This is a genomic window from Micromonospora echinaurantiaca, assembly GCF_900090235.1.
In the GTDB taxonomy this organism is placed as follows: Bacteria; Actinomycetota; Actinomycetes; order Mycobacteriales; family Micromonosporaceae; genus Micromonospora; species Micromonospora echinaurantiaca.
On the sequence record NZ_LT607750.1, the window covers coordinates 3,777,431 to 3,797,071 of the forward strand.

At 68.1% G+C, this 19,641-nt stretch carries 13 protein-coding genes, 1 tRNA gene and 1 pseudogene; 8 read left to right on the plus strand and 7 right to left on the minus strand.

Annotated features, from left to right (window positions below; translation table 11 throughout):
• Nucleotides 1–202 precede the first annotated feature (202 nt).
• Nucleotides 203–370, minus strand: coding sequence for a hypothetical protein (locus tag GA0070609_RS33340; RefSeq protein WP_157748227.1), 168 nt, complete (start codon nucleotides 368–370; stop codon nucleotides 203–205).
• A 320-nt stretch (nucleotides 371–690) separates the two neighbouring features.
• Between GA0070609_RS33340 and GA0070609_RS16975 the strand changes: the two genes are divergently transcribed.
• The 3 genes from GA0070609_RS16975 to GA0070609_RS16985 all read left to right on the plus strand — a co-directional run bounded on the left by GA0070609_RS16975 (nucleotide 691) and on the right by GA0070609_RS16985 (nucleotide 5,332).
• Nucleotides 691–2,286, plus strand: a complete 1,596-nt coding sequence (locus GA0070609_RS16975; protein ID WP_231928315.1) for a carbamoyltransferase C-terminal domain-containing protein — start codon at nucleotides 691–693, stop codon at nucleotides 2,284–2,286.
• 233 nt (nucleotides 2,287–2,519) lie between these two features.
• Entirely contained in the window at nucleotides 2,520–3,206 is a 687-nt protein-coding gene (locus GA0070609_RS16980) for a glycosyltransferase family 32 protein (RefSeq protein WP_231928316.1), read from the plus strand.
• 11 nt (nucleotides 3,207–3,217) lie between these two features.
• Nucleotides 3,218–5,332, plus strand: coding sequence for a family 16 glycosylhydrolase (locus GA0070609_RS16985; RefSeq protein ID WP_088994685.1), 2,115 nt, complete (start codon nucleotides 3,218–3,220; stop codon nucleotides 5,330–5,332).
• Between the two features lie 403 nt (nucleotides 5,333–5,735).
• On the opposite strand, the gene GA0070609_RS16990 is transcribed toward GA0070609_RS16985, so the two are convergent.
• Nucleotides 5,736–6,323: a hypothetical protein gene (locus GA0070609_RS16990; RefSeq protein WP_197700163.1), complete on the minus strand. Its 588-nt coding sequence runs from the start codon at nucleotides 6,321–6,323 to the stop codon at nucleotides 5,736–5,738.
• A gap of 100 nt (nucleotides 6,324–6,423) precedes the next feature.
• A complete protein-coding gene (locus GA0070609_RS16995; protein ID WP_172899353.1) occupies nucleotides 6,424–7,623 on the minus strand; it encodes an IS110 family RNA-guided transposase in 1,200 nt (399 codons plus the stop codon).
• A gap of 593 nt (nucleotides 7,624–8,216) precedes the next feature.
• Between GA0070609_RS16995 and GA0070609_RS33925 the strand changes: the two genes are divergently transcribed.
• Nucleotides 8,217–8,744 carry an IS110 family transposase gene (locus GA0070609_RS33925; protein ID WP_231928317.1) on the plus strand — a complete coding sequence of 176 codons (528 nt, stop codon included), beginning with the start codon at nucleotides 8,217–8,219 and terminating at the stop codon, nucleotides 8,742–8,744.
• Between the two features lie 86 nt (nucleotides 8,745–8,830).
• Nucleotides 8,831–9,010: pseudogene (locus GA0070609_RS33930) on the plus strand (transposase); the annotation flags it as partial.
• A 501-nt stretch (nucleotides 9,011–9,511) separates the two neighbouring features.
• Here GA0070609_RS33930 and GA0070609_RS17005 read toward each other — a convergent pair.
• Complete coding sequence (locus tag GA0070609_RS17005; RefSeq protein WP_231928318.1) at nucleotides 9,512–12,256, minus strand: LysM peptidoglycan-binding domain-containing protein; 2,745 nt, start codon at nucleotides 12,254–12,256, stop codon at nucleotides 9,512–9,514.
• Between the two features lie 169 nt (nucleotides 12,257–12,425).
• Here GA0070609_RS17005 and GA0070609_RS17010 point away from each other — a divergent pair, with 169 nt between their 5' ends.
• The 3 genes from GA0070609_RS17010 (at nucleotide 12,426) to GA0070609_RS17020 (ending at nucleotide 16,726) form a co-directional block, all read left to right on the plus strand.
• Nucleotides 12,426–14,342 carry an Hsp70 family protein gene (locus tag GA0070609_RS17010; RefSeq protein ID WP_157748228.1) on the plus strand — a complete coding sequence of 639 codons (1,917 nt, stop codon included), beginning with the start codon at nucleotides 12,426–12,428 and terminating at the stop codon, nucleotides 14,340–14,342.
• Nucleotides 14,343–15,301: 959 nt separating this feature from the next.
• Nucleotides 15,302–15,511 (plus strand): helix-turn-helix transcriptional regulator, encoded by a 210-nt coding sequence (locus GA0070609_RS17015; protein ID WP_088994688.1) that lies wholly within the window; start codon nucleotides 15,302–15,304, stop codon nucleotides 15,509–15,511.
• Nucleotides 15,512–15,514: 3 nt separating this feature from the next.
• Nucleotides 15,515–16,726, plus strand: coding sequence for a tyrosine-type recombinase/integrase (locus GA0070609_RS17020; protein ID WP_088994689.1), 1,212 nt, complete (start codon nucleotides 15,515–15,517; stop codon nucleotides 16,724–16,726).
• A gap of 113 nt (nucleotides 16,727–16,839) precedes the next feature.
• On the opposite strand, the gene GA0070609_RS17025 is transcribed toward GA0070609_RS17020, so the two are convergent.
• The 3 genes from GA0070609_RS17025 to cmk form a co-directional block, all read right to left on the minus strand.
• A tRNA-Pro gene (locus tag GA0070609_RS17025) sits at nucleotides 16,840–16,913 on the minus strand.
• Between the two features lie 525 nt (nucleotides 16,914–17,438).
• Nucleotides 17,439–18,842 (minus strand): ribosome biogenesis GTPase Der, encoded by a 1,404-nt coding sequence (gene der, locus GA0070609_RS17030; RefSeq protein WP_088994690.1) that lies wholly within the window; start codon nucleotides 18,840–18,842, stop codon nucleotides 17,439–17,441.
• Entirely contained in the window at nucleotides 18,839–19,519 is a 681-nt protein-coding gene (cmk, locus tag GA0070609_RS17035; protein WP_088994691.1) for a (d)CMP kinase, read from the minus strand. Before cmk ends, der begins: the two co-directional genes overlap by 4 nt.
• Nucleotides 19,520–19,641 lie beyond the last annotated feature (122 nt).

Below are 19,641 nucleotides of genomic sequence, written 5' to 3' on the forward strand. Positions count from 1 at the left end.
CTGCTGCAGCGCGGTGAGGCGGCCCGCCTTGGGTTTCTTGAACGCTACGGTGATCGTGTTGGACTCACCCTCGTAACCCAGATCGCCCAGCGCGCGCAGGTCATCGCCGGCTTGGACGAGGCTCGGCAGGATCTCGGTGTGGGCAGGTAGCGCGCTGGTGTCGTAGCTCCCAGCGGGACCGCACCTGCGAGGTAAAGATCGACTAGCCGTCCGGGACGGTGATCACCTGGATGTTGCCGTCATGGTTGTCGCGCTTGCCCGACCGCCACAAATCCGTGCCAGGGGTGCGGCAGCGGTCGGTCTCGACCAGTATCCAGTCGTTGTTCGCGTGGCTGTACCCGGCCGCCTTCGCGGCCAGCAGCGTCCGCACAGCCCAGGTGATCGGGCATGTGAGCAAGGTGCGGGGTGATCGGGTCGGCCCAAGCACCTGCAGCCGATCGCTGAGCACGGTTATAAGGGCGGCGGCGGCGCCAGCCTCGCCCCGCCTGAAGACGAATGCACTGCGCGGGCGGAGAACCAGGTACGTTGCATTCGGTCACGAGCACCAGGCTGCTACCGGAGAGAGCCACGGACGGATCGCTTAGCCACCGCCGTGCAGAGAGTTGGGATGCGGCAGTTGGCGAACGGCGGCCCTCGCCGCAGTCGTCGCCTTGCTCACGGAACGAGAAGGGCCCCCAAAGCGTGGATATCGTGTCGTACAACCCGGGTCACGACGGAGCCGTCGTTCACCTTCGCGACGGTTACCTCGTCTCCTCTGTTGAAGCGGAGAAGGACTCCAACTACCGGTACACCCCGGTCTCCAGTCGCGACCTGCTCGACGCCTTCGGACGGCTAGAGCAAGTGCCCGACGTGATGTGCACTGGGGGTTGGTGGCCGCGTGAGGCGCGCCCGACCGGGCCACCGCCCCACGTTGGGTATCGCGGCATCGTTAAAGATGAGATAACTGTGGAACATCGCCGCCTGCTCGGCAAGTCGATTCCGTTTTTCTCCTCTTCTCACGAGAGGTCGCACCTGCTTTGCGGATTTGGTATGTCACCCTTTCCCCAGGGCTCGCCTTGCTACGCGCTGGTGTGGGAGGGGGCGATCGGCGCGTTCTATGAGATCGATTCAGACATGAACATAACATTGATCGCCGACGTGATGAACGAGCCAGGAAACCGCTATGCCTCAATCTACGGATTGGCGGATCCGACCTTTCCCAAGAATGCGCCGTTTTCCCGCTTCTCGGATGCGGGCAAGTTGATGGCGCTCGCCTCCTTCTCAATAAGGGGCACACCCACCGCCGAAGAGGAAGATCTGATGGCCTTCCTTCTATCTTCGGAACACGTTCGGCTCGACCTCTACGACCGACTGGAGTCTTCCGCGTACTACAACGTAGGCACGGATGACACAGAGTTCCGCAACTTCGCGGGCATCTTTAGCGACAGAATATTCGACACCTTCTATCGCTTCGCTAAAACGAATCTGCGCAAGAACCTGCCTTTGGTCATCGCTGGAGGTTGCGGCCTGAACTGTGACTGGAACTCGAAGTGGAGGGAAGCCGGCATATTCTCCGAGGTCTTCGTGCCACCCGTTGCCAACGACTCCGGTTCGGCAATCGGGACGGCGATTGACGCTCAACTTCACTTCACCGGCGACGCGAAGATCAAATGGGACGTCTATTCCGGACTGCCGTTCAGGATGGACTCACCCGTCGCCGCCGGTCGCTACGACGTCCGAGACGCGAGTTACGAGGACGTCGCCCACATGCTAAGTAGCGGCCTAATCCTTGGCTGGGTCAACGGCCGGTACGAGATCGGCCCTCGCGCCTTGGGCAATAGGTCCATCCTCGCCGCGCCTTTCGATGACAGCACGAGGGTGCGCCTGAACGAGATCAAGCAGCGCGAGCAGTTCCGGCCAATCGCGCCTGTCTGCCTAGAAGATGATGCGGCGCGGTGGTTCGGCTGTGATCGCGAAAGCCCGTTCATGCTGTACACCTACCGAGCCAACACGGACGCGCTGGCGGCAGTAACGCACGTAAACGGCACGGCCCGGCTCCAAACCGTAAGCCCGAGTACGAACGTCCAACTCTACGAGCTGCTCCTTGCCTTCAAGGCACGCACCGGATACGGAGTCCTGTGCAACACATCTCTCAACTTCAACGGGAAGGGGTTCATCAACAACCTGTCGGACCTCGATACCTACACGGCAGATCATGAACTGGACGGTTTCGTCGTCGAGGGGCGTGCGTATCTCCGCCGGAGTTCCGAGCGCTACACGGCATATCGGAAAGATGGGGGTCGGTGAGACCGACGAGGCGCGACACGGAGAAACCGTTGATTGCTCCAGCACCGGACGCTCCGGTAACACACGGCCCTCGGCAAGGAACCTCGGCAACTTCGTATCCGCCAGGCTTCGAAGAGGACGACCGTATGCGTTCTGACTTCATTCGAGACTTGACATTGCGGCAGCTACGAAGCCCCCGATCATCTTCAAGATCCAGGTACGGAGATCGTACAGGGTCTATACCCCAAACTCTGGTGCGGTTTTGGCACGACCCGTGCGACGTACCGCCGGACGTCCGTAAGTGCCTGGAGACTTGGGATGCGCTGCGCGACGAAGGTTTCTCGTTCCGGATGTTCGGCGACGCCTCGGCAGCGGTCTACATCGAGGAGCGGTATGGCCCGCGGGAGCTTGCCGCGTTTGCCCGATGCAGGCATCCCGCAATGCGCAGCGACTATCTACGCATGTGCTTCGTGCTCGCCGAGGGCGGCCTGTACGTCGACGCAGACGATGTGCTGCTTGGCGACGGCTGGAACGACGTCTTCCGCGACGGAACGCTAAAGGTCCACCCGCTGTGTTATGACGTGACTGCCGGCGGCATGGTGCCAGGGTCTGAACTGCGGAGAATCGACTTGCCGATTGACGGTCGCATCTTCTACGTCAACAACAACCCGATCGCTGCCCCACCCGGTCATCCAGTCCTGCGGCGGGCGCTCGCGCGTGCGACCGACACCCTGCTTGGGGACGAGCCAGCGCCGGAGATTCAGGCGACCACCGGTCCCGGGAACCTCACCGCCGCCCTAGCAGCGCACGCCCGCGAGTCGCAGATCAGCGGCACCATGCCGGACTTCGAGTTGCTCCTCGACTGGGAGGAAGTCGCGGAGCCGTGCTGGGACCTCGCATATCGCAGCGACGCCCGCAACTGGCGCAACATGGACAACTGACGAGGCCCTCAATGAACATCAACAACTTGATCAGTCCAATGCGAGCGCTCGCGTTCCGAGCCTGGCGCTCCTTGATTGCTTTCATCCCGGGTGGTCGAGTTCGGGCCTTCGGTCAAGGCACAGACCAGATTGGTGCGATCATGGTCGTCAATCTGGACAGGCAGCCGAGGCGATGGCGGCGCGTGACAAAGGAGCTAGGCCGGTTCCGGACATCCGAAGGCATTCCGTTGACGTCGATCACACGGCGACTCGCAGCAGTCGATGCGCGGGACGGACGCGCCGTAGCGGCGACCGTTGACGTGGACGTGATGTATCGAATCGGCGATCAGTTGCACGTGCAACCCGACGCCCGACTGGCAGAGTGTTTCGCCGAGGATGAGCCGGTGCGGATGTCGCGGCAAGAAGTGGCGGTGGCGCGGTCGCACGTGGAGGTCTGGAAGGCTGTCGCGAACGGGACCGAGGACTACGTTCTCGTGCTGGAAGACGACGTCTGGTTCAAGCCTGGCGCCCCAGCTGCCATCGATCGCGGCTGGCGCGCCGCCCTCGACCGGTGCACAGCCGAAGGTGGACCGAAGCTGCTCTACCTTTCGTACTCTGACGCCGGCGGAACCGCGGCGCGCGACGATGCTTGCGACGTCCTCTTTCGACCGTCACGCGGCCTGTGGTTCCTCTCGGGTTACGTACTCTCGCGCAAGGGAGCCGCCGCGCTCCTTCGCGCAATGCCCGTGGTCGGACCCGTCGACCTATGGATGAACTACCGGTTCGCAGAACTCGGTGCGCTGGCACTCACTTCGCCAGCGATCGCGCAGAGGCCCGACGGAGCGTCGGACAATGCCTACTCCATCCTGCCCTACCTGGCCCGCGCTGGGATCGTCGATTCGGAGCACGGAGCCAAGCCTCCTGGCCAATCGCGCACCGGTCTAGTGCTGGCGTGGACCGGGGGCGGGGAGCGAGAAAGCCTTGCCATGGCGCTGTCGATGCTCGGGCTACGCGTCCGCGCGTTCGACGGCGATGAGGAACCGATGCAGGAGCCAGAGCTGAAGGAAGTACTGAAGACCTTCGACGCCCTCGTTGATGCTCCGCTCGTGCCCGCTGCGCTAGCCGCTGCTGTGGCGAACGAGCGCTCGGTTATCCTCCTGGAGGCGGACGCGCCGACACCTGCAGGTTTGGAGCTGGACCGGCTGCCGCCGTCGCGGTCGGTGGTTCTGGCGCCCCGTGATCCCTTAGGTGGATCCTGGGGAGTCCTCTGTGGCGTGTTGGACCTTGTCGAGCCCGTTGAACCCTTCCCGGCTGGAGCTCCGCGAGCTTTCCGCCTATTCCGAGACCAACGCCCGACTGCACGACTCGCGCCCGCTGCGCGGCGACCGCGCGAGAACCTCGCGATGGACGACTCGCCCTGGGTCCTTCCTGCGTCGAGCGGATGGCGGCCGACGCAGAACGTGTGCCCTTCCGTGCGCACGGCGGGCCCCGCCATCGCCGAAGCCTCCATGACAGAGGCGTCCGCATCGTTCCCTGGTCTTATTGAGACTTTTCCGGGCAACCTGGCGTCGTTCGCCCAAGAAGGTCTTCAACACACCGACGAGGGTGCGCAACTAGTGATCGACGCTATGCAAAGCGGACTGCGTCCGTACCGGTCGGGGGCCTTCGCATCCGTACGCTCGTTCCCGCATGGGCGCTTCGAGGCAGAAATAAGGGCAGCACCAGGCCCGGGGCTGATTACCGGATTCTTCCTGCATCGCGACACACCACGGCAGGAGATCGACATCGAGTTCGCGGGTGCCGATCCCCGGCGATTGCTGGTCAACGTGTATTTCAATCCTGGCGACGACGGTACCGCCATGGGCTTCGGATACCGTGGCTCGCCCTGTCGGATCGACCTCGGCTTCGACGCCACCGCAGACTTCCATCGATACGCCATCGACTGGCGCCCAGACCGGGTGACTTGGCTGGTAGACGGCAGGGTCGTCCACGAGCGTGTCGGCTGGGACCCGACACCGATCCCTCACCTGAACATGCGCGTTCATGCCAACCTGTGGGCACCCCGCTCCGAGGAACTCGCCGGACGCATTGACGAGCGCAAGCTACCCGCCGCCGCTGCCTTCAGGAACGTGCTGGTGACCGAGTGAGCCATTCAGCGTAACGGCGGATGGCGCTCTTGGTAGCCGGTGGTGCGGCGACACGTTCAGTATCCGGGCTGTGATTGGTGGTGGCCTCAACGCTGCTTTCGCCACTCTGGCGGTGGTGGCCGGTCATCACGCGTTCTGCCCGCCCCCGACGTCGTGGCATGGCTGACGCTGCACACTGCCAACGTCCGAGAACTCGCTTGGTGACCCCCGGTGCGCTGAAGGGGTCGAGCACCTCGCCTCCGCTGGGTTTCGAGGCAGGGTGGAATACGGCCTAGTTCGCATTCAGGTACTCCGCCAGTTGCCCAGTAATCGGCGTACGTTCTCGGCCTCGACTCCGCTTGGCGCTCAGTCGCAATGCCAGAATCGCGGCGAGTGGATCGCGGCTAGATGAGTGGGTTCACCCTCACGCGAGGACAGTCAGCCCCATGTACGCCGGGTTCGGATGGGGGAAATGGATGGAGCCCGAGGCCACGGTCATCGTCTCGGCCCGGGTCAGCACCGTGCCGTCGGCGGGGTCGAGGATCAGCCATTCCTCCTCGACGTCGCGCCCCGCCCGATTACGGATGTGGGCCCACAGGAGCTTGCCGTCCGAGGAGAAGGCCACCGAGCCGCTGTCCGCGTGACCGTGGTGGTAGTCATCGGCATACTCGGAGAACGAGGCATGGGCCTCGGTGCACACGGCGGCGGACCAGCAACCGTGCCGGATCTCCCACCGTACGGCGCCGGTCGAATCCACGGCTCGTAACGCGTGGACGCCAGCGAACACGGCGAGATCACCCGTGGGAGAGACCGTTACCGAGCCGTACCGGCGTGGCCAGGGCGCGGGGAAGCGGACCCCTGTCCCCTCCCCGTCCAGGTCGCGGACGGCCAGCTCGGTGTCCCCACGCTGCGCCAGCAGCCTGCGTCCGGGCCAGTGCAGCATCTGCGGGGCGTCCGCCGACGCAGAGTCGAGCGGAGCGGCCACCGTAGCGACAAGACGAGCAAAGGTCACGGAATCCTCCGACGCGCGTGGGACGCAAAACAGGGAACCTGGAAGCGTCCACCATATGGGGAAAGACCGGCGGCATCGGGGGGTGTCCCTATGGGTTTCGTCAAGTGGGGACGGGGGTTGTCGGGCGTGGTTGGTAGGGGATCTTGTCGCGGAGCATGGCGAACAGGACGTCGCAGCGGCGTCGGGCGAGGCAGATGAGGGCGGCGTTGTGGCGTTTGCCTTCGGCTCGTTTGCGGTCGTAGTAGGCGCGGCTGACTGGGTCGGCCAGGGCGGCGAACGCGGCGAGGAAGAAGGCGCGTTTGAGCTGCTTGTTGCCGCCTCGGGGTGGGTGTTCGCCGCGGATGCTGCTGCCGGAACGGCGGGTGACGGGGGCCAGCCCGGCGTAGGCGGCAAGGTGTCCGGGGGTGGGGAAGGCTGTGGCGTCGCCGACTTCGAGGAGGATCCGGGCGGCGGTCCTGACGCCGATGCCGGGCATCGACGTCAGGACCTCGGCAAGAGGGTGCGCATCAAGCATCCTGTCGACTTCGACGGCGACCTGGTCACGTTGACGCAGCACCTCGCGGAGGCTGTCGGCCAGCCGGGGCAGGATCGTCTCCGCCGCTTGGGTGCCGGGAACGGTGACGGTTTGCTCGTCGAGTGCGGTCATGATCTGCTCGACGAGCCGTTGGCCCATGCGGGGCGCGTGCACCGCGGCGATCGAGGCCAGTTTGCGCCGGCCGGCCTTGCGCAGCCCGGCCGGGCCGCCGCAGCGCGACAGCAGTTCCAGCACGGCCTTGTGCTGCACCTTCGGGCCGAGGACGCGTTCCAGGCCGGGGTGGATCTGGGTCAGCAGGCCCCGGATCCGGTTCGCGATGCGGGTTGCCTCGCCGGCGAGGTCGTCGTCAAAGCCGGCCAGGACTTCCAGCTCGGCCAGGGTCTCGTCGCCGGTGTCGACCCGCCTCAGGGTGTGCGGCAGGGTGCGAGCCGCGTCGGCGATGACGTAGGCGTCGCGGGCGTCGGTCTTCGCGGCACCGGGATGCAGGTCAGCGATCCGCCGCATGGCCAGTCCCGGCAGGTAGGCCACCTGATGACCACACGCCCGGGCAACCGCGATCGGCAGGGCGCCGATCGAGGCCGGCTGGTCGACCACCACCAGGACCCGGCCGTGACGGCCGAGTTTGTCGAACAGCTGCCGCAGCCGGGCCTCGGTGTTCGGCAGCGGCCCGTCGTGCAGCCGCTTGCCATCCGGAGCCAACCCCACCGCGTGGTGATCACCCTTGCCGACGTCCAACCCGAGGAACACGCCGTAGTCGCCGTGCACCCCACGCCCTCCTCACCCACGCCACCTACCTCGGCCGCTGGTCCAGGCGTCGGACTGCCGGCAGCCACGTTACGAAGAGACCTACCCGCAGGGTGGCCGTGTCCCTATCAGCGGTCCGCCGACGCCACCCGACCCGGCGACAACACCCCCCGGATCATCCGCACGACAGGGGCAGTAAGTCATACCGGGCCGGGCGACCAAGGGCCCCGGCCGGGGACGATCAAAAAGGTAACGGGGGCGACAAGGCGACCGGGGGGTCGACGGGCTCCGACCGGCTCCAGACGCGCTCACATCGGTTACTTGTTTCATTGACCTGCGACCGTCACCCGGCCAGGCTTCGGTCGAGGCGCCCGGGCTGTCGCTCTCATTTCGGCTGCCCACGTTGGTCGTGCGGCTCTCATTTGGCCTGCGCGGCCCGGGCGTTGCCCCAGGGCGGGGAGAGGCTCAAGAGGGGTTTGCTCGGCTCGAAGTAGCGTTGCCCTCCCGGCTCGACAACCCAGGTGGATCGAGCATCGGAGGACCTGTTGAGCGTCGCACCGGATCGCGTGGTCATCGGGATGGACCCGCATAAGCGTTCCGCCACGATCGAGGTCATGGCCGGCGACGAGACCGTCGTCGGGGCGGGCCGGTTCGACACCGGCCGGGACGGCTACGCGGCGATGAGGAAGTACGCCAGGCAATGGCCGCACCGGGTCTGGGCGATCGAGGGCTGCCAGGACATCGGCCGGCACATCGCCAACCGACTGCTCGCCGATGGCGAACAGGTCGTCGACGTGCCACCGAAGCTGTCCGCCCGGGCGCGGGTGTTCGCCACCGGGCAGGGCCGCAAGACCGACGCCACGGACGCGCACTCCGTGGCGCTGGTCGGCACCCGGATGGCCGGACTGCGCCCGGTCGTCAACGACGAACAGCTCGCCCTGCTGCGGATTCTGGTCGACCGGCGCCGCTCCCTCGGTGAGGACCACACCAGGATGGTCTCCCAGCTGCACCAGCTGCTGCTGGAACTGATCCCCGGCGGAGCGACGAAGAGCCTGTCCGCCGCCCAGGCCAAGCACTGCTGGCCACAGTCAGACCCCGTGACGCGGTCGGCAAAACCCGACGCCGGGTGGCCGCGGAGCTGATCAGCGACCTCGAACGGGTCTACCAACGCTCCAAAGACGCCGACAAGGAACTCAAGGAACTGGTGGCCTCCACCGGCACCACACTGATGGACCTGCACGGCATCGGACCATCCGGCGCCGCCCGGCTGCTGGTCGAGGCCGGCGACATCACCCGCTTCCCCAACCGGGCCCACTTCGCCTCCTGGAACGGCACCGCCCCCATCGACGCCTCCTCTGGCGATCAGGTTCGACACCGGCTCTCCCGCGCCGGCAACCGGCAAATCAACCGCGTGCTGCACACCATGGCCACCGTCCAGCTGCGCAACCCCACCAAAGGACGCGCCTACTTTGACCGGAAGAAGACCTCCGGCAAGACATCCATGGAAGTCATGCGCGCGCTCAAACGACGCCTGTCCGACATCGTCTACCGGCGCATGATCAACGACGCCGCAGCCGCCATGGCGGCGGGCCCGGGAGGACACCGGGGAACGACTACAGACTCCAGCGTGACCAGCTCGCATCCCCAAGCCGGCTCTTCGGAGAAGTCACTTCCCGGACCCGCCGACACCAGCTTAAAACCCCACTCCTGGCGGTGTCTTGACACCGAGGGGAGCCAGATCCGGATACCGAGCTGTGGCAGGCCGTCGATGCGCCGCGCGCCCGCCCTAAGGAGTGGCGGCCCCGCGGGCCGCCCACCGCGGTCATGGCTGTCCGCCGCTGTTGGTCTCTGCCCGTCCCTCCGAGATCGTGTCAGCCTGTGGCTGGCTCCGCGCCGGAGGCAGTGGTGCTCACTTCTTGGCAGGGTTGCTCCGAAGCCGGCTGGCGAGTGTGATGGTTGCTTCCTGGGGTTCGGCGTCGAGGTCGGCCAGGGCTTTGGTCAGGGCACGCAGGAGGGTGCGGATGCCGTCGGCGTCGCCGAGGGCGTGGCGGACGTGCATGGCGCGTGTGTAGAGGGCTTCGTTGTAGCGGTCCAGCCCGATGGCCTTGTCGAGTAAGTCGGATGCGCCCTGTGGGTCAGTGTCGACGAGGTCGTCTGCCAGCAGCAGGTGGGCTTCGATGCCCCACCGGCGCACGGTTTCCCGGTGCGGCTGGAGCCATTCGTAGTCTTGGCCGTCTGCCAGTGGTGCTGTGTAGAGGTCGCAGGCGGCGGTGAGCAGTTCGCGGCGGCGAGGGCCGGTGGCGATGGTGGCCGTACGCAGCAGGTCGCGGAGGGTCCAGACGTCGACGTCGACGGTGGTTGGGTCGAGGCGGTAGCGTCCGGCGCTCTTGACGACGTAGGCGTTTTTCGCGTCGAAGGTGCTGGCTCGGCCGAGTACGTGTCGTAGGTTGCTGGCGTTGGTGTGCACGCGTTGGTCGGCTTGGCTGATGCGGGCGTCGGGTTCGAGGTATTCGCCGATCTCGCGGGTGGTGACTCCGTCGGGGTGGCAGGCCAGGAACACGGCGAGTTCGAGGGCTTTGGCGCGCAGTGGCCGGCCGGGCTGGCTGATGTCTTCGATCCGTGGAGGCCCGAGCACCCGCAGTCGTGCCTTGCCGATGGCGGTGGTCTGAGCAGGTGAGGCGAGCGGTATGTGCTGTCCGGAAGGCTCGGTGCCGTTCCGACTCTGCTGTAGTGGCACGGCCGCGCGGGATTCCTGGGATGACGCGAGAGCGCTTCGTTCGCCGGTCTGCGCCTCTCGCAGGGTGTTGAGGATCTGGAGCGCGGTGATGGCGTCGAGCACGGGCAGGCGTGATGGGATGGGCTCCGTCGCCGTCCCGGATGCGAGTGTGGTGTGGCCGTGCGGGGTGACGTCAACGGTGGCGCCATGGTGCCACTCGCCGAGCAGGAGGGCGGACACGCCGAGGTCGGCGCCGAGGGTAAGAGCGGTCTTCGCGCGCATCTGCGCACCGGGGGGTGGGGTCTGGGTGATGAGCATGACCGGTGGCAGCCTTTCCTCGTCGAGGGCTTGCCGGCGCAGGTCGTCCAGGTCGGTCACGGTGTGCTCGTCGAGGATGCGGCTGCGGTGCAGTAGCCGGGCCTCGATCGCCGTGAGCGCGTCATCGACACCGTCGGCGACATGCAGCCGCGGCCATGGTTGGAGAGCTGTCGCGTCGGGGCCGAGGAGTGCGATGAGGGTGGTGTCGTCGATCACGACTACCCCGCGCGTGTCGGGGTGGTGCGGGCCGCCGGTGGCCAGGACTGCGACGAGGGCAGCGCGGGCGACGGCGTGGCTGCCGTCGCCGGTGATGCCGGTTGCGCCGGGCGGCAACGACCCGAGCTCGGGTACATAGGCGGGTGACTCGCTGCCGTCGTCGCCTAGGTTCGGTTCGGTGCGTTGTTGGGCGGCTAGGGCGCGGCGGATCTGGACCACCGGTGTAGGTAGCTCGGTTGGCGGGTCCTCGTCGGGGTCGCCGGTGTAGCGACGGCGGCGTTGGAGCCAGACCATTGCCGCGGCAGCGCTGATGGCGGCAGCGAGTGACCACGGCAGCCAGGTGGAGGGTGACAGCTGCAGACCGTGTCCATCCGTCCTCGGCATGGGATGGGGTGTGTCGGTGGCGGTCGGTGAGACTGGCAGTGGGGCTTGGCTGGTGGTCGTTGGCGAGGAGGCCGGCGACACTGCCGAGGTGCTCGGGGCTGCCGAAGGCTGCGTGGCCGCCGGTGGCGGCACAGCGGGATCGGTCGGCTCCGGGGCGACGCTCGGCGATGAGGGCGGTGTCATCGGCTGGTCGGACGGTGGCTTGGGTGGTCGCGGGGGTTCGGCGGCGTTCGGAGGGCGGGCGTCGATGGGTAGGCGAAGTTCCCAGCCGGGGTAGATGAGATCGCAGTCGCGCAGGGTGCCGCCGACGCCGGGGAAGTGGCGGTGCTTGTTCAGGCGGCAGATCTCCGGCCATCGGTTCGCGTCGCCAAGCCATTCGTTGGCGATTTTGGACAGGGTGTCGTGTCGCTCAACGGTGTAGTGGTAGCGCTGGTTGGCGACCTGGATGATGGCGGCCCCGCGGGCGGTGGCTTGCCGGGGAATGTCGGCGTGGTCGGTGGCGGCGGCGGGCGTGGTCGGCTGATCGCGGTTCGCCGTGTGGTCGACGGAGCCGGCGGAGGTGACAGCGATCGCGGCGGTACCGGCCAGGCCGAAGACGAGCCGGTGAAGGGGGGCCGGGAGCCTGAGGACGGGGATGCGCCACCGGGTCACCGCGGCGAGGATCTCGGCGAGCAGGAGCAGCGCGAACACGCCCCACAGCAGCCACAGGGCCCACAATGCGACGCCGGTGAGGACAGCGGGGGTGAATCGGCCGCTGGAGCGGGCGAACCAGTCAGGGATCTCCGAGGAGTGTGGCAGCCGCCGCAGGGGGTTCCCGCCGGCCATCCACAGCAGTGCCGGTGCCGCGGCCAGGAGGATGCCGGCACTGAGGACAGCCCGCGCGGCGCTGGCCAGGGAACGCGACAGCGGCACAGCGCGCCGGTGCGGGTCTTGCGGAGGGTGGATGGTGGCTCGCGCGCCGTACTCGGCGAGTTTGTCGCCTCTGTCCGGTGGCGTATGCGGCACCTGTCCCTCCTCCACGATTGGGTCCTCGTCCCGCATACACGATCTTCGGTATGTCCAGCTATCCCGGCGAGAAGGATTCTCACCATCCGCACACATACGATCACGCAGAGGGGGTCGGAATTGAAGCTGCTCGCCCCGGCGGGCGAGACTGCGCCTCATGCCAAGCGGGGGCGTCAGGTTGTCCGTGGATCTCAGTTCGTCGGCCATCGCCGCGACGGTCAGTTGGCAGAGCGTACGGGTTCCCGTTCTCATCGACGGTCGACTCGTCATGCCACCCGGCGTCGTCATAGGCCCTGCAGGTCAGGTGTACGTCGGCCTCGAAACGGCGGCCGTAAGGCCCCTGCCGGCGGACCACCGTGTCGTCGACAACCCGACCGACCTACTCGGCAAGCCCACGCAGCCCGCCGATGCGGCCGATCCCCTCGACGCCGTGGGGCTGCTCGCCACCATGCTGCGGCACATCGCCCACTACGCTGCTCACCACGTCAGCGAGCCAATCACCGAGCTCACCGTGACCATTCCAGCGAGCTGGGGGCCACGTCGTCGGGGACAGCTAGCCGAAGCGGCCACCCGATCCGGGCTACCGTCTCCCACCCTGGTCACCGCGCCCGCCGCCCTGGCCTCCTACGCCCAGACGCTCGGTCTCACGGCGCCCGAAGCCTCGTGCCTTCTCGTCTGCCAGGCCGACCGCCATCCCCCGGCCCTCACCGTCCTCCAGACGGTCGCCGATGGCTACCGCGAACTGGCGACGCAGCAGATCGAGCTTGCCCACGACCTCGACGACCTCATGACCCGCCGCGTCGTTCAGACGGCAACCGCTGACAACGACCCGCTGCGAGCGGCGATCAGCCAGCCCGGCGACGCCGAAGCAGACGGACGTGACGCCCTCTTGGAGGCCGTCCGCACCGCACGGCATCTGCTTGCCACACAGGATCGGGCACCGGTCCTGCTGCCCGCGCCCCGCCAGCCCGCGGTCATCACCCGCGACGACGTCTCGATCGCCGCGCAGCCCCTCCTCGATCAGGTACCCAAGGCAGTCGGCGAACTCCTCGACACGGCTGACGTGGACAAGCAGCACCTCGCCGGCGTCGTGTTGAGGTCAGCTCACGGTCTGCCGGGGCTGGCGGACCGCCTCGCCGCAGCTACCGGCACCGTGCCGACTCTCATCGACCAGTCCCATGCCCTCGCCGACGGGGCCCTGCACCTCACCGCCACCCACCGGCCGGCGCCCCGTGCCGCGTCCGCACGACTACCCCGCGTCCGGCTCCGCATCAGCGACCTCACCAGCGCCCTCATCATCGGCGCCTGCTCTCTCACGCTCCTGCTTCAAGCGGTCCTCACCGCGTACATCACCACCGTCCAGCTCCGGGTCGTCGGTGTGCGCACCTCACTGCCGCAACTGGGCACCGCCGGCGCGCTCGCGATGCTGACCGCTTTCGCCGTAGCGCATCTCGCCCCCACCACCTGGCTCGCTGGACCGCCCACGCCCTCGGCGCCCGAACCGGCAACAGGCAGCCTCATCCGCCGCGGATACTTCACCGCCGCCGTCGGCGGCGCGGTCGCCGCAGCCCTCTACGGCCTCGCCACCGGCACCGCGGTCCATTACGACTACACCCCGTACCTGAAGTGGACCCTCGGTGGCGCCCTACCACTGGCCGCCTGCGCCGCTGTCATCGCCACCATCGCGCCCCGGATCCCCACCGACGCCCTGCCGGCCTGGCTGGCGCTGACCCGCCCAGCGATCACCCACGTGGCCATCGCCACCGCCGGAATCTTCCTCATGCGGGCAGCACTGACCCTCACCACCCCCGTCGACCTGACCGGCATGCCCGGCCTCGCCGGCAGCGCCGGAGCGGCACTCGTCGGCGTGGCCACGGCCCTGACCGCCAGCCGAAGCCGCACCATCCGCACCATCACCGCACCCGGCCTGGCCATCGGCTACGCCCTCGTCTTCACCCACGACACCACCACCGCCCTGACCATCGGCTACCTCATCGCACTCACCTGGTGGGGCATCCGACTCACCGCACAAACCCTGCGACTCGCCTTCCCCACCACGGCAACGGCACTGCACCGCCTCCTCGATCGCGCCAACGGCTAGAGCCAAGGGACGCAGGCGAAGGCGGCGTCGGCTCCACCCCCTTCCGTGATCGGCAGGACAGGCCGCGGCGTAGTTTCGCGGCGCCGGCCCGAGCTTTCGGCAGGTCGCCGGCTAACCCGTCCAACCCGCGGACAACTGCCCGGCCTCCACCTCCGCCGGCGGGATCCGAAGCCAGGCGTCCTCGTGCCCGCGTGGTCGGTTCACCTCATCCAGCGGCCACTCATCGCCACTGCCGTCAACGTTGGTGCGCCATCTTGTGCCGCAACTCAGGAATCCGAAGTACGGCGTCAAATGCCTTCGCCCTGGTCAGACCGACCCCGGCTCGACGCCTGTCAGTACGGGCAGCACATCGGTTTCGAACTCCCCAACCGGCCCGCGCTGGAGACACCCGCGCTCCTGCCGATCGTGCATTGCAGCCAGCGTCACCCGAGCACCCTCACCTTCACCTCTACCGAAAGGCCACTCGCCATGGGAACGCTTCCGAAACTCCGGATCTACACCGATCTTGATCAGACCGGGCGAACGAGCGCTACGGCCAGGTCAACGCGCTCCTACGCGCCCGAGCCCTCTACAAAGTCACGCCATATCTCACCATCCGGCGGAGGCTTCGCAACCGCCCCTCATCCACGCGCAGCTCTGAAGGGTCAGCGCAAGGATGCCCGCCCGCACGGGTCACAGAGTCTCACCACCACAGAGATCAACGGCAGGCTTGACACCGTGGGGCCGCAACGGGTGGATGGACGTCCACAGCAGACATTCCGCGCGGCCGTGCATCGCGGCGGCAGCGCCATCCACCCGTGGTCCCGGCCAGGCTGGGGCCCCGAAAGGACACCTGATCCATGCCCGCCTCACCCCCCACCCGCCCACGGATTCAGGCCGTCAGATGCCACCGGTCGCCGGCAGTCCGCCGGCCGCGCCGGGCCGCGCCGGCGACCCGGTACCGCCAAGGTAGGCCGGCGATGACCGGCCCGACCGCCTCCGAATGGCGGCCAGATCCGCTCCTGACCATCGATGACCTTGCCGCCTGGCTGGGCAAGCCCAAGAACACCCTCTACGCCTGGCACAGCCGAGGCAAAGGACCGCGCGCCATCCGCGTGGGCAACACGCTGCGCTACCGGCGCAGCGAGGTCGAACGCTGGCTCGACGAACACACCGATTCGGAGCGATAAGCCATGGCCCGTCCTGAACTGCCCATCGGCACGTCCGGCAAGATCCGCACCGAGAAGCTCGGTCCTAGCCGGTTCCGCGCCAGAGTCCGGTTCCGTGACTACGACGGCGTAACCCGCGACATCGAGGTCACCGACACTACCGGCCCGGCCGCCGTCCGGGCGTTGAAGGTCAAGCTCCGCGACCGCAGCACCCCAAATGACGACGAGATCACCCGGGAGACCCGCGTCAGCGCACTGGCCGAACTCTGGATCGAGGAAATCACCGCCGAGGAACGGATCGCACCGCAAACGATCCACCGGTACCAGGCCAGCCTGCGCACCACCATCCTGCCCGCCCTGGGCAACCTCCGCATCCGCGAGGCCAGCGTCGGACGACTGGATCGGTTCCTGCGAGACATCGCCAAGGACCGCCCCTCGACCGCCAAAGGCGTCAAGGTCGCCCTCGGCCAGATGTTCGCACTGGCCGTCCGGCACGGCGCAATCCCGAGCAACCCCGTACGCGACACCGGCCGGCTACGCAAACCCCGCCGCACGGTTGTCGCCCTCACCGACGAACACCTTCAGGCCGTCCGCACGGCGATCCGCGACTGGCAGCAACCCGTCCCCGGCAAACCCGGACCACGGCACACCGGCGACCTGGCCGACATCGTCGACCTCATGCTCGCCACTGGTGCCCGCATCGGTGAGGTCCTCGCCCTGCGCTGGGAGGACCTGAACCTCGCCGCCGAACGCCCCACCCTGACGATCTGCGGCACGCTGGTCTACGTCAAAGGTCACGGCATCTTCCGGCAACCCTGGACCAAGAGCAACGCCGGCTACCGAATGCTCGTCCTGCCCCGATTCGCGGTCGGCATGCTCATGGCTCGCAAACTCGCCGCCGCCGACAATCCACACGACGCCATCTTTGTCTCCCGATGCGGCACTTGGCTCTCCCCCAACAACGTCCGCCGCCAGTGGCGCCAGGCCCGCGCCGACACCGACCTCGACTGGGTCACCCCACACACCTTTCGCAAAACCGTCGCCACCCTCATCAAGGAGGAGACCGACACCCAAAGCGCCGCAGCACAGCTTGGACACTCCAGCGAAGAGATCACCACGACCTACTACATCGCCAAGCCCGTCCGAGCCCCGGACGTCTCCGACGTCCTCGAACGCCTCGCCGCCAACGCGGACGGAGCACCCACATCCCCAGCACACAACGATGCACAGCGATGACAAACGTGGTTGCCGTATCCGGTAAACGGGGGGTTTTCGGGGGGCGGTTCAAAACCTCATAGAAGAAAGTCAAAGCCCTGACCGCGTTTCCGCTGGTCAGGGCTTTCCTTTTGTCGGGACGGCCGGATTCGAACCGACGACCCCTTGACCCCCAGTCAAGTGCGCTACCAAGCTGCGCCACGTCCCGATGCCACCGCGCGATTTCCCCCGCGACAGCCGGTACAGCTTAGCGCAGATCTTCCCGCGGCCCGCACACGCCCCTCCCGGCCCACGAACGTGCCGCCCGCCTCACCTCGCGTAGAGCTTCCTAGGAGGATAGGGGGCCGCTTCCCTGACGCCGGGCTTCGATGAGCTTGATCTCTTGCGGAGCCACCGGTACGCGAGTTTCGGGTTCTCTGCTCGGGCCATCCGGGCAGGCGGCGAAAGAGTGGCGGCGGTCGCACCGGGTCGGCTCGCCGGACCGGCCCCGCAGCTTCTCGATGTCGAAGTCGTCGTGGATGCCGATCTCCCGAGCCGCGGGTGGGTTCCCGGAAGCAGCGATACCGCAGAGTCATCAAAATGACTCTGCGGTATCACGCTCGCGGGGCAAGCCGGCGGTCCGGCAGGACACGCCCGGGGCCGCGCGGGCGGCCCCGGCCCGAAGAGATGTCATGGGCCGCACTCACGGACGAGCGTCCGCCCCGGATGGAAGCCCCACCCGGGAACGGACGCGTCAGCCGTGCGCCTTGCCGCGGCCGCCGGGGCCGAGCTTCTTGCGCGGGCGTACGGAAATCTCGATCGGACTGCCCTCGAAGCCGAACTCCTCGCGGAGCTTGCGCTCGACGAAGCGCTGGTAACCGGCGTCCAGCGGACCCGTGGTGAAGAGCACGAACCGCGGCGGTGCCACCCCCGCCTGGGTGGCGAAGAGGATCTTCGGCGCCCGCCCACCTCGCACCGGGTGCGGGGTGGCCTGCACCAAGGCGGTCAGCCACGCGTTGAGCTGCGCGGTCGGCACCCGGGTCTCCCAGCTGGCCAACGCCTTGCGCAACGCCGGGGCGAGCTTGTCGACCGCCCGGCCGGTCCTGGCCGACAGGTTGAGCCGGATCGCCCACGGGATGCGGCGCAGCTCGCGCTCGATCTCCTTGTCCAGGTAGTACCGGCGGTCGGCGCCGACCAGGTCCCACTTGTTGAAGGCGATCACCAGCGCCCGGCCGGCGTCGGTGACCATGGACAGGATCCGCTGGTCCTGCTCGCTGATCACCTCACTGGCGTCGAGCAGCACCACCGCCACCTCAGCGGCCTCGATCGCCGACGCGGTACGCAGGCTGGCGTAGTACTCGGTGCCGCTGGCCTTGCCGACCCGCTTGCGCAGCCCGGCGGTGTCCACCAGCTGCCAGGTCTCCCCGCCGATCTCGACCAGGCTGTCCACCGGGTCCACCGTGGTCCCGGCGACCGCGTCGACCACCGCCCGCTCCTCCCCCGAGAAGCGGTTGAGCAGGCTCGACTTGCCCACGTTCGGCCGACCGACCAGCGCCACCCGGCGCGGGCCGCGGGGCCGGTGCTCCACGATCTTCGGAGCCTCCGGCAGCGCGTCCATGATCGCGTCCAGCAGTTCACCGGAGCCGCGGCCGTGCAGCGCCGACACCGCGTGCGGCTCACCGAGGCCGAGCGACCACAGCGAGGTGGCCTCCATCTCGATCGCCGTGTTGTCCGCCTTGTTCGCCACCAGGATCACCGGCTTGGCGCTGCGCCGCAGCATCCGCACCGCCGCCTCGTCCACGTCGGTGGAGCCCACCACCGCGTCGACCACGAAGAGCACCACGTCCGCGGTGGCCACCGCCGCCTCGGCCTGCGCCGCGATCGCCGCCGCCCGGTCCCGGGCGTCCGGCTCCCAACCGCCGGTGTCCACCACGGTGAACTGCCGGCCGGCCCACTGCGCGTCGTACGGGACCCGGTCGCGGGTCACCCCGGGCACGTCCTCGACGACCGCCTGCCGGCGGCCGATGATCCGGTTCACCAGGGTCGACTTGCCCACGTTGGGGCGGCCGACCACGGCCACCACCGGCTGCGGACCGGGCTGCTCCTCGGTGTCGAGGTCCGGTTCCCGCAGCTCTACCCAGCCTTCGCTCTCGGTCACGCCACTCCCCGCTCGGTGAGCAGCGCGCGCAGCCGCGCCACGACCTCGTCGATGCCCAGCTCGGTGGTGTCCAGCACGACCGCGTCCGGGGCCTGCTGCAACGGGTTCACCTTGCGGGTGGAGTCCAGCCGGTCCCGGCGAGCCAGGTCGGCGGCGGTGGCGGCCACGTCGGTGGCGTCCTCGGCGCTGCGCCGGGCGGCCCGGGCCGCCTCGGACGCGGTCAGGTACACCTTCAGGTCGGCGTCCGGCGCCACCACCGAGCCGATGTCCCGACCCTCGACCACGATCCGGCCGTGGTTGAGGATCATCTCCCGCTGCCGGGCGACGAGCAGCGCCCGCACCGCCGGCACGGCGGCGACGGCGGACACCGCCGCGGTCACCTCGGGGCCACGGATCTCGGCGTCCACGTTCACCCCGTCGGCGGTCACGCCGTACCCCTGGGGGTCGGTGCCGATGCGCAGGTCGACCTCGCCGGCGACCTTGGCCACCGATTCGGCGTCGGCCAGGTCGACCCCGGAGCGCAGCACCGCCCACGTGATCGCCCGGTACATCGCCCCGGTGTCCAGGTAGCGGGCACCGAGGCCGGCGGCGAGCCGGCGCGAGACGGTGGACTTACCCGAACCGGACGGCCCGTCCACAGCGACCACGCAGCGCCCGGTCCGTACGTTTTCCTCCACCGTCGTCCTCCTCAGCCCGTACCTCACGGGTCGCCGGTCGCGGCGCCGTGAGCGGTCGTTCCATCGTCAATCATGCCCGCGGCCCGGCATCGGGCCACCTGCCCTGCCGCCGCGCGCCATCC